At 46.4% G+C, this 14890-nt stretch carries 10 protein-coding genes and 1 pseudogene; 7 read left to right on the top strand and 4 right to left on the bottom strand.

Going from position 1 to position 14890, the window contains the following annotated elements; genetic code table 11:
* Nucleotides 1–256: 256 nt before the first annotated feature.
* On the bottom strand, nucleotides 257–1405 hold the full coding sequence (locus tag FTW16_RS22840) for a PLP-dependent aminotransferase family protein (RefSeq protein ID WP_146492560.1): 1149 nt from the start codon (nucleotides 1403–1405) through the stop codon (nucleotides 257–259).
* A 115-nt stretch (nucleotides 1406–1520) separates the two neighbouring features.
* Here FTW16_RS22840 and FTW16_RS22835 point away from each other — a divergent pair, with 115 nt between their 5' ends.
* Together FTW16_RS22835 and FTW16_RS22830 are read left to right on the top strand one after the other, a co-directional pair.
* Nucleotides 1521–2390, top strand: coding sequence for a GyrI-like domain-containing protein (locus FTW16_RS22835; protein ID WP_146492559.1), 870 nt, complete (start codon nucleotides 1521–1523; stop codon nucleotides 2388–2390).
* A 24-nt stretch (nucleotides 2391–2414) separates the two neighbouring features.
* A complete protein-coding gene (locus FTW16_RS22830) occupies nucleotides 2415–2657 on the top strand; it encodes a hypothetical protein (RefSeq protein ID WP_102299817.1) in 243 nt (80 codons plus the stop codon).
* Between the two features lie 134 nt (nucleotides 2658–2791).
* Here the strand turns inward: FTW16_RS22830 and FTW16_RS22825 are convergent, their stop codons facing one another.
* The 3 genes from FTW16_RS22825 to FTW16_RS22815 all read right to left on the bottom strand — a co-directional run bounded on the left by FTW16_RS22825 (nucleotide 2792) and on the right by FTW16_RS22815 (nucleotide 8918).
* Nucleotides 2792–5647, bottom strand: a complete 2856-nt coding sequence (locus FTW16_RS22825) for an FAD-binding and (Fe-S)-binding domain-containing protein (protein WP_146492557.1) — start codon at nucleotides 5645–5647, stop codon at nucleotides 2792–2794.
* A 157-nt stretch (nucleotides 5648–5804) separates the two neighbouring features.
* Nucleotides 5805–6944: an FMN-dependent L-lactate dehydrogenase LldD gene (gene lldD, locus FTW16_RS22820; RefSeq protein WP_102478988.1), complete on the bottom strand. Its 1140-nt coding sequence runs from the start codon at nucleotides 6942–6944 to the stop codon at nucleotides 5805–5807.
* A 279-nt stretch (nucleotides 6945–7223) separates the two neighbouring features.
* The gene (locus tag FTW16_RS22815; RefSeq protein ID WP_146492556.1) at nucleotides 7224–8918 is read right to left on the bottom strand and encodes an L-lactate permease; all 1695 of its coding nucleotides are present in this window, start codon (nucleotides 8916–8918) and stop codon (nucleotides 7224–7226) included.
* A gap of 235 nt (nucleotides 8919–9153) precedes the next feature.
* Between FTW16_RS22815 and FTW16_RS22810 the strand changes: the two genes are divergently transcribed.
* The 5 genes and pseudogenes from FTW16_RS22810 to FTW16_RS22785 all read left to right on the top strand — a co-directional run bounded on the left by FTW16_RS22810 (nucleotide 9154) and on the right by FTW16_RS22785 (nucleotide 14854).
* Nucleotides 9154–10071 carry a LysR family transcriptional regulator gene (locus FTW16_RS22810; RefSeq protein WP_009846145.1) on the top strand — a complete coding sequence of 306 codons (918 nt, stop codon included), beginning with the start codon at nucleotides 9154–9156 and terminating at the stop codon, nucleotides 10069–10071.
* 61 nt (nucleotides 10072–10132) lie between these two features.
* A pseudogene (locus tag FTW16_RS22805) lies at nucleotides 10133–10345 on the top strand (prolyl oligopeptidase family serine peptidase); the annotation flags it as partial.
* Nucleotides 10346–10718: 373 nt separating this feature from the next.
* Nucleotides 10719–12002 (top strand): carbohydrate porin, encoded by a 1284-nt coding sequence (locus FTW16_RS22795; RefSeq protein ID WP_146492554.1) that lies wholly within the window; start codon nucleotides 10719–10721, stop codon nucleotides 12000–12002.
* Nucleotides 12003–12580: 578 nt separating this feature from the next.
* Nucleotides 12581–13588 (top strand): LacI family DNA-binding transcriptional regulator, encoded by a 1008-nt coding sequence (locus tag FTW16_RS22790; protein ID WP_146492552.1) that lies wholly within the window; start codon nucleotides 12581–12583, stop codon nucleotides 13586–13588.
* Nucleotides 13589–13606: 18 nt separating this feature from the next.
* Entirely contained in the window at nucleotides 13607–14854 is a 1248-nt protein-coding gene (locus tag FTW16_RS22785) for an ABC transporter substrate-binding protein (protein WP_060980939.1), read from the top strand.
* Nucleotides 14855–14890 lie beyond the last annotated feature (36 nt).

The following is a 14890-nucleotide window of genomic DNA, read 5'->3' as shown; positions in this document are numbered from 1 at the left end:
CTGTTTTGATCAAAACTTAGTATTTCAACTTAGTTCAGTCTGTTGGCTTATTAAAATCAGCCGCAGTATAACTAAGGCGGTACGGGACAAAAACCAACCAAAGGTAGGGCTATTTATCAACAAATGTTATGTGGATTTACTATTTAAGAAACCGAGTTATTTCACCATCTTTCTTGGAGGCGACATTACACAAAAAAGCCCTGCTGTAATAATACAGCAGGGCTTTGGTATCTAGTCTGTGTTACTTAAGCAGCGATTACGCTTGGTTAAGTACTTCCGCTAAGCGTTTCACCGCTTCCGTCAACTCTTCCGGGTTGGCATTAGTGAAGTTTAGGCGCAGTGCGGCTTTTGCTTCATCGGCCTGTGGATAGAATACTGGGCTTGGTACTACCGCGACGCCATTCGATAGCAAAGTCTTAGCTAATTCGAAGGTATCGCACTCTGGGATTTCAACCCAAATGAACATCCCGCCATCTACGGCTTTTAACACGCAATCTGTAGGCAGTTGTTTTTCTAGCTCTGAGAACAGCACTTCATAACGAGATTTGTACAGTGTGCGAATGCTTTCCATGTGTACGTTGAAGTCTTCATGTTTTAGAAGACCAACAAGCAGCGCTTGCATTGGTACACTTGAGTGTAAGTCGGCACCTTGTTTCACTTTGATTAGTGGTTCAAGGTAACTACGTTTGCCTGTTACAGCACCAATACGTAGGCCTGGCGATGCAATCTTAGAGAATGAACGAAGAACGATAGAGTTATCAGGGCAGAATGAAGAGACCAACGGCAGTTCCGTACCTGTGAAACGTAGCTCGCGGTATGGCGCATCTTCAATGAATGCCACGTTGTATTTGATACACAGCTCAGCCACTTTTTGACGAGTTTCTGTTGCCCAGCACACACCGGTTGGGTTGTGAAAATCAGGCACGGCATAGAACATCTTCGGTGATTGCTGTGCAAAGCACGTTTCCAGTTCGTCTAGGTTCGGGCCAAATTCAGTTTGAGACACGGTCGCGATGTTTGCTTGAACTAGGCCAAACACCTGCATCGCACCTAAGTAGCTTGGCGCTTCCATCACAACCACATCACCTGGATCGACATAGGCACGGGCAATCAAATCCAAACCTTGCTGAGAACCGGTACAGATCATAGCTGTGTGAGTCTCTGGCAATTGGTAGCTTTGCGTCAGGTGGTCAAGCAACGGGCCGTAACCCGCAGTAGAACCGTATTGGAAAACTTCAGGCATGTTCGCTAGGTTTTCTAGCGTTGGCTTCATCAAATCGATAGGGAATGTTTTCTCGTCCGGTAAACCACCAGCCAATGAGATGACATTTGGATCACTTGCGGCTGCGAGGATCTCTCGAATGTATGATGATTGAATCTGTTGTAATGACTGTGCGATTTCCATGTGTTGTGTCTCGTCGTTTATCGTTTTTATTCTATCGCTTGATATTACACGGCAATTGTAAAAAGTAGCGTGTCCGTTTATGCTCTTAGACATGTCCATTTATGCTATTTAAACGATGTCACGTCAACACATATCGCGAATCAATGATGTTTTGTTCCATATTCACCAAGACATCAGTCAGCCTTTGTCGGCAAAAGCGCTCTCTGAGATTGCTGCGTATTCAGAGCAACACTTTCATCGCACGTTCAAAAGTGTGGTTGGGGAGTCGTTACATCAATACATTCGACGCACCCGAATGGAGTATGCGGCCAATCAATTGATGTTCGATACCACATCCTCGGTGGTGGAAATCGCCAGTAAGTGTGGTTTTAGTTCGGTGTCTTCGTTTAGCCGCGCGTTTAAAGCGACCTTTAACATGTCGCCAGGTGAGTGGCGTAAGCACGATTTACAAGTAGCAGAGAAACCCTATTTGAAAGATCCCGAAGTGGCGGCGGGCTATTTGAATGTGGCGCAGCGAGTATTACCCGAACCTAAGATCGTTGAAGTGCCTGAACGCATGGCCGCCTATGTTCGACATACAGGCTATAACCGATCCATTCGTAATGCGTGGTTGATATTGAAAGCGTGGGCGAATTCCGAACAGCGTGATTTTTCGAGTCAGTTTGGTTTGCACCACTCTAACCCTGCTTGGGTTGAAATGGATCAGTGTCGTTATGTTGCTTGTATTGCGATTGATGAACCGATTAAGTACCGAAGCGTAGTGAACCAGATGGTGATTCCGGGCGGGTTACACGCCGTGTTTCGACTTAATGGTCGTTATGGTGAGCTGCTACCACAGATCAGTATGGTATTAGAAAAATGGTTACCGGCCTCTGGTTTCAAACAGCGCTCAACTCCAGCCTATGTGCATTATCATCGGAATCACTTTCTTAACACGGATGAAGTGTTTGAGCTTGATTTCTATCTACCTGTGAGCTTTTATTAGTAACCCCGTTTTTGAGGAATAATTATGTATCTCGTTTTGTATTGCCACAATATTGGTATGACCGATTTTTCATTCTTTGAAACAGAAGATTTTGATAAAGAAGAGGGCTATATCGTGCGAGGTAAATGGCCGAATGAGAAAGCGTTTCGTGATTACTTGACCAAAGAGTTTGGGGATATGAGCGAGTTCCAAGTGATTGACCTAATCGCCAAAGGTGCAGAGGCAGAACACTACTCGCCAGAAGAGTTGATGCGCTTAGCTCAATAACATAAGGCTCTGTAGCTCTCGCTTAATAGCATTTATTTCAATAATATATTTCAGCCGAATAAAGAAATGGCAGCCTGATTGGGCTGCCATTTTTCGTTTTAAACTAGAGCACATTGCTCGCAGTATGAGTGAAGCTACTGCGCCACTTCGTCCACCAAGTACAAGATTGATTGATACGGAATGCCACTGTGGTGCGACAAACCGATCTCACAGGTTCGGCTGTTACTGAAACCACGAGTACAGTTGCTCGGTACTTGTTCTTTAAGTGGGTGGACTGCCGCTTCATTTAGTTCTGGCGTAGTGAAGCCTTTGTCACCCGCCCAGCCACAACATTGAATATGCTCTGGAACAATCACTTCTTCGGTACAGGCTTTAGCGAGGTTTAGCATCGCACTTTCTAAGCCCATTCGGCGAGAGCTACAAGTGACATGCAGCATTACGGTTTCTTTCAGTGGCTCAAGCGTCAGGTGCTCTAGCAAGTATTGATTCACAAACCCTGTCGGTTCTAGAACTTCTAACGGCTTGGTGAACTGCTCAATACTGCGTTTGGCACATGGACTGGTGTCCATCAAGACTGGGTATTCACCCTGACGACTCGCTTGCCACAACACTTCTTCGAGCTGTTGCGCTTTCGATTGGGCTAGGTCGTTCATCCCTTTACTGTCGTAAGGCATACCACAACATTGGTCGTCTAGTTTTTTTGGCAGGATGACTTCAAAACCAGCTTTGTTGAGCAGAGACATGGTTACTTCAGTAAGAGGACGTTGGTCGCCCGCATCACTCTGTTGCCCCATGGTTCGGCTGGCACATGAAGGAAGGTAAACCACTTTTTTAGTGTTATTCGACGTTGCGGCTGTCATTGGTGAAGCCGTGAGCGAGTGACTGTTGGACTGCGGCATCTCATGCATCCAAACGGGTGTCGCACCTTTAGTTATTGAGCGCAAGCCGTTGGTTAGCTTGCCGACAGTATTTGCGCCTAATACTTTGCTCGCCACTTGGTTGGTTTTGAGGCCGGCCTTGGTAAGTTTAGTGGTGGTCGAGAAATGATCCGCAGTCCACTTCGCAATTGGTGTGAATTTCTCATACTTGGCAACACGAAGCTTCTTCACTAAGTCGCCAGTATTAATGCCTACTGGACAACGCTCGGCACACAGGCCAGTTGCCGCGCAGGTATCGATGCCTTGGTATTCAAAGGTTTTCTCTAGTTCGCTAGCTTCTATCTCTTCCCCTGCTTCTCGACGGCGTTTTAGCTCTCGGTACAACACAATACGTTGGCGAGGTGATAAGGTCAGTGTACGAGACGGACAAACAGGCTCACAGAATCCACACTCAATGCAGCGGTCAACAAGGTCGTCGGCAGCAGGCATTGGTTTTAGGTCGATGATGTGGGAATTTGGATTGTCGTTGATGATAACACCAGGGTTGAGCAGCCTTTCTGGGTCGAACAGTGCCTTGATCTGTTGCATCAGGGCATAACCATCTTTGCCCCATTCCAACTCGACGTAAGGTGCCATGTTACGGCCCGTGCCGTGTTCCGCTTTCAGAGAACCTTGGTATTTCACCGCAACCAGTTCGGCCACGTCATCCATGAACCCACCGTAACGGTTGATCTCTTCTTGGCTATCAAAGCCTTGAGTGAATACAAAGTGCAGGTTGCCTTCTAGGGCGTGGCCGAAAATGATCGCCTCACTGTAGTCGTATTTATCGAATAGCTCTTGCAGCTCTCGAATACCGTTCGCAAGGTTCTCGACTGGGAAGGCAACATCTTCAATGATGACAGTCGTGCCGACTTCGCGTACTGCGCCAACCGCAGGGAACATGCCTTTTCGGATGCCCCAAAGCGTCGCGACAGTCTTGGGATCAGACGTGAAAGGGACAGATTCAACAATCGTGTATTCGTTTAATGCGTCCAAAATTGATTTACATTGTAAATCTAAGTCCTGCTGGGAGCTGGCGTGTGATTCCACCAAAATAGCTGCCGATTCTAGATCTAAGCTCGGCATAAATGCGGGCATACCCGGTTTATCCGCGACAGAACGTAGCGCTCTGCCGTCCATTAACTCAACAGCAGCAACCGGGGTTTTAGACAGTGTAGTAACGGCTTTACTTGCTTGTTCGATGTCGGCAAACACCAACAGAGCTGAGGCTTTGTTCGGGTGTTCAATCACTGTGTTGTAGGTGATTTCGGCGATGAAGCCTAGCGTGCCCTCTGAACCGATCATCAGGTGTTTGATTATTTCGATTGGGTCGTGGTAATCGACCAATGCATTGAGCGCGTAGCCCGTGGTGTTTTTAAGGCGATACTTGTGGCGGATTCTGTCGGCGAGTTCTTGATTCGAGCTGGTTTGGCGGTGCAGTTCAACAATGCCTTCAAAAAGGGTTTTGTGTGACTGCTTGAATGCCTCAACGCTAGCACTGTCTGCGGTATCGAGCAACGTGCCATCGCTCAACACGACTTTCATGCTCTCGACAGTACGATAGGAGTTCTGCGCAGTACCACAACACATGCCACTGGCGTTGTTCGCTGCAATACCACCGATTTTACAGGTGTTGATGGAAGCTGGATCTGGGCCGATTTTACGTTGGAAAGGGGCAAGGTATTTGTTGGCATCCGCGCCAATCACACCGGGTTGAAGAATGATCTGATTGCCGTTGTCGACGATCTCATGGCCGCGCCAGTCGTCGGTCAGAGTGATAAGTACCGAGTCTGAAACCGCTTGTCCTGAAAGGCTGGTACCTGCCGCGCGAAAGGTAAAATGGATGCCCAGTTCACGACAGCTTTGAATGGTGAATATCACTTCGTCTAAGTTTTTAAGCCTTAGAACCATTTTCGGCACCAAGCGATAAAAACTCGCATCGGTGCCGTAAGCCAAGCGCTTTGCCTCTTGCGTGACAATGCGTTCCGTTTCTATTTTTTGAGCCAGTATAGCCTCAAGCTGCTGATAAGCTTTGGCATCTACTACTCGCTCATGGGATGTGTTTGTCTCCATCTTTGCTTCCTTGTGCTTCTTATTTGGCACTGTTTTGTTTTTTATTTTGTTGTCCAGTGCTTAAACGGTGTCACAATGATAGTGGAATTGCTGTGACACCGATTGAACTTCAGCCTAAGTAGACCAAAGCATGAGTCTGAATCTGAGTCGTGGAGATTTAATCTAGCCCCACCAAAGATTCACGAGTTAAGTCTTTGATTGTCTTCGCGCCTGTTAATGTCATGGCAACGCGCATCTCTTTGTCGTAAAGGTCGAGTAGGTTTTCAACACCTGCTTGTCCTTGCGCTGCTAATGCGTAAACGAAAGATCGACCAAGCAAGGTGCAATCTGCGCCCAATGCCATCATTCGAACCACATCCAAGCCGGTACGAATGCCAGAGTCGACCAGAATCTTGGTGTCGCCTTTTACTGCGTCTGCAATTGCAGGTAATGCTTTGGCACTCGATAGAACACCATCAAGCTGGCGGCCGCCGTGGTTTGAAACCACAATGCCGTCAGCGCCAAATCTCACGGCATCTTTTGCATCTTCTTCATCAAGAATGCCTTTGATGACCATTGGGCCGTCCCAGAAATCACGGATCCACTCTAGGTCTTTCCATGAAATCGACGGGTCGAAGTTGTCACCCAACCAACCGATGTAGTCTTCCAGTTTGGTCGGAGAACCACGATAAGTAGAGATGTTGCCTAGGTCGTGTGGTTTACCTAGCAGACCGACATCCACCGCCCAACTAGGATGACGCATAGATTGGAATACACGACGAACAGCGGCGTTTGGACCACTCATTCCGGAATGCATGTCACGGTAGCGAGCGCCGGGTACGGGCATATCAACCGTGAAGACCAATGTAGTCACGCCCGCTGCCTTTGCGCGTTCAAGCACATTCTTCATGAAGCCACGATCTTTAAGTACGTAAAGTTGGAACCACATTGGGCGTTCGATCTTAGGTGCCACTTCTTCAATCGGGCACACCGACACAGTCGACATGGTAAAAGGGATGCCTTTGTTGTCAGCGGCTTTGGCTGCTTGAACTTCACCACGTCGGGCGTACATGCCTGTTAAACCAACAGGCGCCAGTGCGATTGGCATCGCTAGCTTCTCGCCGAACAGTTCGGTTTCCAAATTCAGATCTGACATGTCGTTGAGTACGCGTTGCTTTAGCGCAATCTCAGCAAGATCAGCCGTGTTACGACGTAGGGTATGTTCTCCGTAAGAACCGCCATCAATGTAGTGAAAAAGGAACGGTGGTAATTTCGCTTTTGCTGCGGCGCGGTAATCAGTCGATGCGGATATGATCATAATTTCAGTCCTAAATTCTTGGGATGTTGCCCTTCTATGAGAGCTTGGTTTGGGCTGCTTTAATTCTGAGAGTCAGTGTTTTGTCTTTCTTAAGCTTTGAAGCAACGAATCTATGAAGCAAATAAGCTGTGTAACTGCAAAGCGGGAAAATGGCGTTAATACCCGAGGGTGTTGATGTGTTCTAGTATCCATCCCGGAACTCATCAACTGTCTTGTTAGACGGTGTCGCTGTCGGGGAATTGAGTATTAACGCCAAGTGCTTTGGTAACGACTTATGGTTTACATAAGTGCGTCGGTCATTTTGAATCCGTAGATAACCACTAGGCCGATGATGCCTGTCATTACTAAGTAGTAGAACGTGGGGATGATTGTCTTACGTAGGGTTGCACCTTCGCGTCCTAGCAAGCCAACGGTTGCTGATGCCGCTACCACGTTGTGAATCGCAATCATGTTACCTGCTGCTGCACCAACAGCTTGTAGGGCAACGACAACTGCGCTAGAGATAGTCAGAGTCTGCGCTACTTCGAACTGGAACTGGCTGAACATCATGTTTGAAACAGTGTTCGAACCTGCAATGAAGGCACCTAACGCACCCACTGTTGCACTTAAGGCTGGGAATGCGCTGCCAACTAGGTCAGCTGCGAAGTTTGCCGTGGTTACAGGCATACTTGCTAAATCTGCGCCGTTCACGCCAGAGTTAATGAAGATACGTACCATCGGGATTGTGAACACCAACACAAAGCCTGCACCAATCAGTGTTTTACTTGATTCACCGAACGCTTTCGCCAGTGGCGTTGCGCTACGAGATTGCATGAGAACCGCAACCAGCGCGACGAAGACTAAGATGCCGCCCGGTAGGTACAGAGGTTGAATCGCTGTGCTTACGCCTGTCTCACCAAGGATGTTGCTGAATGAAAGGCTAACGCTCTTTAGTAGACCTTTGAACTCAGGGCTCACACGGCTAGCAACCAGAGTCACAGCAAGTAGTACGTAAGGTGCCCATGCCATCGCCATGCTCATCTTCTTATGGCTCTGATTGTTGTCGTCAAGGTCGATTTTTAGAGAACCTAGCCATTCTGCTGGCCACTTGTCTTCGCTCTCAAAATCCCATTTTGATTTCGGTACTAGGAAGCCACGTTTTGCTGCTGTAACGACAATTGCTAGGCCAACCAGACCGCCAATTAGAGATGGGAACTCAGCACCTAGGAAGACACCTGTCAGTGCGTAAGGAATTGTGAAAGCAGCACCTGCGAATAGCGCAAACGGTAGGATGTCTAAACCTTCAGTCCAGCTTTTGTTCTTACCGAAGAAGCGAGTCAGCATCATTGCCATTAGCACAGGCATCATCACACCCACAGAGGCATGAATCAGCGCAACACTTGACGTGATTTGTTGCAGGTAAGCATCCCAAGTAGAGCCGTGAGCAATCAGGCTTTCACCGATGTTGTGTGTGTCCAAACCTTTGTTCACACCGACGATAATTGGAGTGCCAACCGCGCCGAATGATACTGGCGTAGATTGGATCATCATGCCCATCAGTACCGCAGCAAGTGCTGGGAAGCCGATAGCAACCAGTAGCGGAGCGGCAATAGCTGCAGGTGTACCGAAGCCAGATGCGCCCTCGATGAATGAACCAAAACACCAAGCAATGATGATTGCCTGAACGCGACGGTCAGCGGATATATCCGTGAAGCCGTTACGAATAGTGGTGATAGCTCCGGTGTGCTTCAAAGTGTTTAATAAGAAGATGGCGCCGAACACAATCCAGAGAACCGACACGGTTATGCCGAAACCTTGGAATACAGAAGCCAACACGCGAGTGCTAGACATATCCCAAGCAAATAGGGCAATAGCAACGGTTAGTGCGAATGCCACTGGCATCGCTTTTTTCGCTGGCCAGTTCAGGCCAACCAGTAGAATCGCTGCAACAACTATTGGCGAAAAGGCCAATAGAGCTAGTAGAGTTTCACTCATGGGTACTTCCTCGTACTGATTTCAAACGTTCATGTTTGAAGTAAATAACACGTTATGGGTCGTCATCATTCGAATCGCTATTGGCCTCTTAAGCGGGAACCATTTAGGTGCGAATCTTGTAATTGGAATGACTCTTTTGTAATTGTTTTGTTAATTTGGCGTGAATTTACCCCTTTATTTTTTATTGATATAGGGAAATAATGAAAATAATTAATTCCAAAATTGGCATAATCAGATGCGGGCAGATGATTTGATCCTGTTTTCACAGGTAGTAGAGCTGGGTAGTTTTAGTAAGGTGGCAGAGCAAAATAACCTTACAAATTCGGTAGTTAGTAAGAGGATTGCGCGTTTGGAAGAAGAGATTGGTGTGCAATTATTATATCGAACTACGCGTAAATTGACGCTGACCGAAGCAGGCAAGGCAATGTTACACGGAGCCAAAAATGTGAAGCAGGCAGCTCAAGAGGCTATGGACGCAGTTTCAGGCTTTGGTGAAAATGTCAGCGGTCATATCAAAATGTCAGTGCCTACTATCTCCGGAGATTTGATACTCGCAGACGCTGTTGCCGAGTTTTGTAATATGCACCCAGGTCTAACGGTCGATATGTCTCTGAACAATCGCTTTGTCGATCTGGTTGAGGATGGTCTCGACTTGGTGATTAGAACCGGATACCTAGAAGATTCCAGCCTAATTGCTCGTCATATATTGGATTCGCAATGGGTGGTGTGTGCATCGCCGTCTTATATCGCCAAGAACGGTAAGCCGATGCAGCCTAAAGACTTAGTTGAGCACAATTGTTTGCAATATGCGTATCAAACAACGGGTGCTAGCGAATGGCAGTTCCTGCACAGTAAAGATGGCTGTACCGACAACGATAAGTACATTGTGCGTGTCTCGGGCTCTTTCTCGACTGACAACGCGACGGCATTAAGAAAAGCAGCGCTGGGTGGACATGGCGTTGCGTACGTGCCGCGCTGTCTGGTTTATCACGATATTCGCAATGGTCAGCTGGTGGATATCTTCCCTGACTTGGTGGGCAAGAAGTTGGGTATTTATGCGGTGTACCCCTTTACGCGCCAGCCTCCCAATAAGATTAAGTTATTGATTGAACACATCAGAACTCGTTATCTGACGATTTCACACTATTTTTAATGTTATGAGTTTCGCCATGTTTTGATGAGTAGAGTCATAGCGTTATAGCATATAAAAGAAGGAGCATGACAACTGCGTCGTATCTGCACACTCTTATAAGTTCATCGCTGAGCTGCAAGACAAGCATGAAGGTGGCGCACCTGTGATGGTTCGTATTGATGTTAATGCGGGTCACGGTGCTGGAATGCCATTGAGTAAAGCTATCGATCTTACTGCAGATATCTATGCATTTACTCTGTTCAACATGGGTGTTGAGTCTCTTGATATGCCGTAGGGGTATCTTGAATCATTTAAAATAGATATTTGACGATAACTAGAAAGCCTCAAAATTGATGATAGATTTTGAGGCTTTTCATATATATGAAAACCAGTCAAAACTGCACCATATTTCCCTCATTTTCACACACTGCTTTCCGTGATAGACCCCGCCATTATTGATGAAATGAAAGCGATTTCAAGCTGATATTTCACGCACTTTATGTTCTAAGTTTCTGATATTAAATTAATAGTTTTGGGTGTGGTTTTTCTAAAAGTTTCATGGCTCTCGAGCTAATTTATCAGTGTGAACAGCGACCAACTTTTCAACGCTTTCATTGCTTAATATTTCCCTGTTCGATGAAAACTCAAAAAAATAATAGGGAATTACAATGCAAAAATTTAAGCTTTTGCCAATAACGGTCGCAGTGGCGGCTTCGCTTGCTTCAATCTCTTCTTTTGCTGCAGAAACGGATCTTGCCGCTTTGGAACAGCGAATCCAAGAGCTGGAATCTCAAGTTGGTGATATCAAGTATGTTGATGATCAACAACAAGCGGTTCTGACTGCAGAAACCAATGTACCAGACGGTATCGTCTTCTCTGGTTATGCTCGTTACGGCGCTCACTACAAAAGTGGTGATGAGCGTTACGTAGACATAGGTACAACAGGTCGTTCTGTTGGTCGTTTAGGTAACGAAGCTAACGGTGGTGAAGTTCAGTTAGCTAAGCTTTTCCAAGCAGATAACGGCGCTATCTGGGACATCGTATTTATGGCTGACCACTGGGAAGCTGACGCATGGGCTGATGACGGTGGCCTAAGCATGAAAAAAATGTACGCTGGTGTAACCAATGTCTTTGAAAGTCAGCCTGAGCTTTACATGTGGGCTGGTCGTGACTTCCATCAACGTCCGCAACAAGGTTTGAACGATTACTTCTGGATGACACACGATGGTCAAGGTGCTGGTTTTAACAACTTCGACTTCGGTGGTGCTAAGTTAGACATGGGCTTTGTTGGCCAAGTTAAAGGTGGTTTGGTTAACGACAACGGTCGATACGCTGTGACCGCAAAACTGCACAGCATCAACGCTGGTATCGGTAACCTAGATCTGTATGCGAACTACGGCTTTGCTTCAGATGAAGCTGATGTAGCAGGTGAGCCAAAAGTTAGTGATGAAACGGCATACCTATTGGGTGCGACCTTAGGCTTGGGTGAGTCTAACAAGTTGGTTGTTAAGTATGGTGACGGTGCTGATTCGTCAGTATATGACCTGAAAGGTGACTACCAGACTTTGTATGCAAGCGTTGAAGGTAGCTATGCAGCGACAGACAACTTCATCATCGATTACTTAGTGTCGTACAAAGACAACTCTGGTTCTGATCTAGACCGCGAGAATACGGAATACGCTGGTATCGTTCGTCCACAATACCAATGGGATGATGTTCACTCTACATGGCTAGAAGCGGGCTACGGCATGGTTGATTACGATGACGACGGTGAAGAGAACGCGTGGAAAGTAACCCTGTCTCAAAACGTTTCTCTAGGTGGTTTACCTTGGAGCCGTCCAATGCTTCGCTTCTACACAACCGTGGGTGATGTAGAAACGAAAGGCAACACAGTGAAGACAACTAATGTTGATACATTGTCGTTCGGCGCAATGTTTGAAGCTTGGTGGTAATCACCGATATAGAAAGCGCAGCTCTTTGAATTCGGCATATTTCAAAGAGCCATGCTTTCGAATATCCATGCGTTTCAATAGTACGTAAATACTGTCCATTTTAGCCCTAAAGGCAGATTGATTAGGGCACGTTATATAACTCCATTCTTGGGCACATTCTTTGTGCCCTTTTTTCGTCTTGAATATCTGTTCTATCATTTGGGATTGCCTCTCCCTCTACCCTCCATGACATCTTCAATACCTCGTTTCATATTATTTTAATTTATCTCGCCGTGGCCCCTGCATATCAATAGCCTCGATAATGGGAAATACTAGATATCAATCGTATTTGATACGCCAATAGATGTGTTGAAATCCCTTTATTGAACTAAGGCTTTTAACAAAATTGACTAAATGTGGATTCATGAATCCATGAAACAGTTTCATGGCGTGAAGGTAATCTGTAAGCGCTTTCATGATTTCCATAACTGGCCTTTTTAGCTCGAGGTTTAGTGTGATGTCACTCACTTCTACTTAGACTTAATTCTTTAATAATCGTTTTGTAAGCGGTTACAAGCTAATGAAGTATCGAGGTTCGAGTGGCGACAATTAAACACGTATCAGAACATGCAGGTGTGTCTCAGGCGACAGTGTCTAGGGTCATTAATGGCACTAGTAGAGTGAGTCATGACAAGAAGTTAAAGGTTGAAAAAGCGATCAAGGAGTTGGGTTATCGCCCGAACTCTATCGCACAAGCTTTGGCGTCAAGTCGTACCGGTAGTGTTGGCGTTGTTGTTCCAGAGCTGGGCGGTTCTTTCTATTCGGGCATTTTGCACAGTATAGAAGAAAACCTACGCCGCTTTGGTTACCACGCTGTTGTTGCGGCGGGCTCGAACACCGAACAAGGGCAGCGCGAGTCGGTGGAGTTTTTGTTGGGGCGTCGTGTTGATGCTTTGATTCTTCACACTCAACTGCTCAGTGATGATTATTTAATTGAATTGGAAGAACAGGGGACCCCTGTGGTTTTAATTAACCGCTTCATCCCAGAAATGGCGATGAGTTGTATTGATATTGATAACGAAGTCGGGGGGCTGCTCGCTACTCAATATCTTTTGCAAAAGGGACATACAGATATCGCGTGTATTACCGGGCCTTTAGATAAAGCAGACGCTAGGGGGCGTTTGCAGGGGTATCGAAAGGCCTTGGAAGAAGCGGGTGTGCCTTACGATGAAGCTTTAGTCTCGGAAGCGGGCTTTACTGAAGAGACTGGTATCAGTGCTATGAAGAAGCTGATTAATCGTAAGTGTCATTTCACAGCAGTATTTGCTTCGAATGATCACATGGCATTCGGTGCCTTTGAGGTGCTGCATCAAGAGGGGCTGTCTGTTCCAAAAGATGTATCACTGGTGGGCTTCGATAACACCATCTTCGCGCGCTATCTGACCCCTAGTTTGACCACCATTAATTTCCCTATTGAAGAGATGAGCGTTGAAGCCGTACAGCTTACTCTACAGAAGCTTAAAAAAATCAAACATGACGTGAACTTTAAATTGCTGCCGACGTTGGTCACAAGAAACTCGGTATCGGATTTACTCGTTACCCTATAAAAACATTAAGGATAGAACATGAAATTTAAGACCTTAGCGCTCTCGTGCGCGGTTGCTTTAGGATTAGGTACAACGGCTGTTAATGCGGCTGACAAAGAGATTCGTTTCGACGGCTTCCCTGATTTCGATAGCAGCCTGAAGGTGTTACTGCCTGATTTCGAAAAGGAAACAGGGATTAAAGTTGATTACCTTATGAACAACCACGGTGACCACCACACCAAGCTAACCACCAACTTGGCTACTGGCTCGGGTGCTGGTGATGTGATTGTTGTCGACGTTGAGAAAATCGGTCCATTCGTTGGCTCTGGTGGTCTAGTAAACTTATCTGAAAACTACGGTGCGGATAAATACGAAGAGCGATTCGCACCTTACGCATGGGCGCAAGGTAAAGGCGCTGACGGCGACATGTACGGCATACCTGTCGATCTTGGTCCAGGTGTTATGTATTACCGCACTGATGTATTCGAAAAAGCGGGCATTGATGTAGAAGAAGCTATCAAAGATTGGGATTCATACATCGCTGCCGGTGAAAAACTGAAAGAGCAAAACGTACAACTTATTGCTTCAGCGGCAGACGTTGCACAGGCAATTATCTTCACAACGGTTCCTGAAGGTGAAGGTCTTTACTTCGATAAAGATGGCAACCCAGTTGTGACATCAGAGCGTTTTGTTCACGCTTTTGAAGTAGCAAAAGAGATCCGTGACAAAGGTTTAGATGGTCGCATCCTGGCTTGGTCTAACGAATGGTACGAAGGCTTCCGCAATGGCACATTTGCAACTCAACTTTCTGGCGCTTGGTTACTTGGTCACCTAAATAACTGGATTGCTCCTGAAACCAAAGGTAAATGGGCAGTAGAAAACCTACCTGATGGCATCTACGGCAGCTGGGGCGGTTCATTCCTTTCAATTCCAACTCAATCAGATAACCCAGATGAAGCTTGGGCTCTTATTGAATACATGACGACTGACCGTGAAGTTCAACTTAAGCACTTCGAAACGATTGCTGCTTTCCCTGCGAACGTAACTACGTATGACGATGAGTTGTTCCAAGAAGAGATGGAATTCCTAGGTGGTCAGAAAGCGCGTCTTCTATTTGCTGAAGTGGCGCAGAACATCAAACCAGTATCTCCAGCTCAAGGCGACCATGTAGCACGTTCTATAATTTTAGAGAACGCATTGATGGAAGTGCTTGATGAAGGTAAGGACATCGAGACTGCATTGAAAGAGGCAGAGCGTCTAATCAAGCGTCGTACGCGTAATCTTTAATTTGTTTTTATTTTGAGTAAGTGAGGAAGCGTGGAT

Origin of the sequence: Vibrio sp. T20, assembly GCF_007858795.1 — a bacterium.
In the GTDB taxonomy this organism is placed as follows: Bacteria; Pseudomonadota; Gammaproteobacteria; order Enterobacterales; family Vibrionaceae; genus Vibrio; species Vibrio satsumensis.
Note: the sequence above shows the minus strand (reverse complement) of the source record. Positions and strands in the feature narration are given on the sequence as shown.

Bases quoted from the DNA above. Each gene is read 5' to 3' on its own strand.
- lldD (WP_102478988.1), bottom strand. From the start codon at position 6,944: ATGATCATATCCGCATCGACTGATTACCGCGCCGCAGCAAAAGCGAAA.
- FTW16_RS22835 (WP_146492559.1), top strand. From the start codon at position 1,521: ATGTCACGTCAACACATATCGCGAATCAATGATGTTTTGTTCCATATT.
- FTW16_RS22795 (WP_146492554.1), top strand. From the start codon at position 10,719: ATGCAAAAATTTAAGCTTTTGCCAATAACGGTCGCAGTGGCGGCTTCG.
- FTW16_RS22825 (WP_146492557.1), bottom strand. From the start codon at position 5,647: ATGGAGACAAACACATCCCATGAGCGAGTAGTAGATGCCAAAGCTTAT.
- FTW16_RS22785 (WP_060980939.1), top strand. From the start codon at position 13,607: ATGAAATTTAAGACCTTAGCGCTCTCGTGCGCGGTTGCTTTAGGATTA.
- FTW16_RS22815 (WP_146492556.1), bottom strand. From the start codon at position 8,918: ATGAGTGAAACTCTACTAGCTCTATTGGCCTTTTCGCCAATAGTTGTT.
- FTW16_RS22840 (WP_146492560.1), bottom strand. From the start codon at position 1,405: ATGGAAATCGCACAGTCATTACAACAGATTCAATCATCATACATTCGA.
- FTW16_RS22830 (WP_102299817.1), top strand. From the start codon at position 2,415: ATGTATCTCGTTTTGTATTGCCACAATATTGGTATGACCGATTTTTCA.
- FTW16_RS22810 (WP_009846145.1), top strand. From the start codon at position 9,154: ATGCGGGCAGATGATTTGATCCTGTTTTCACAGGTAGTAGAGCTGGGT.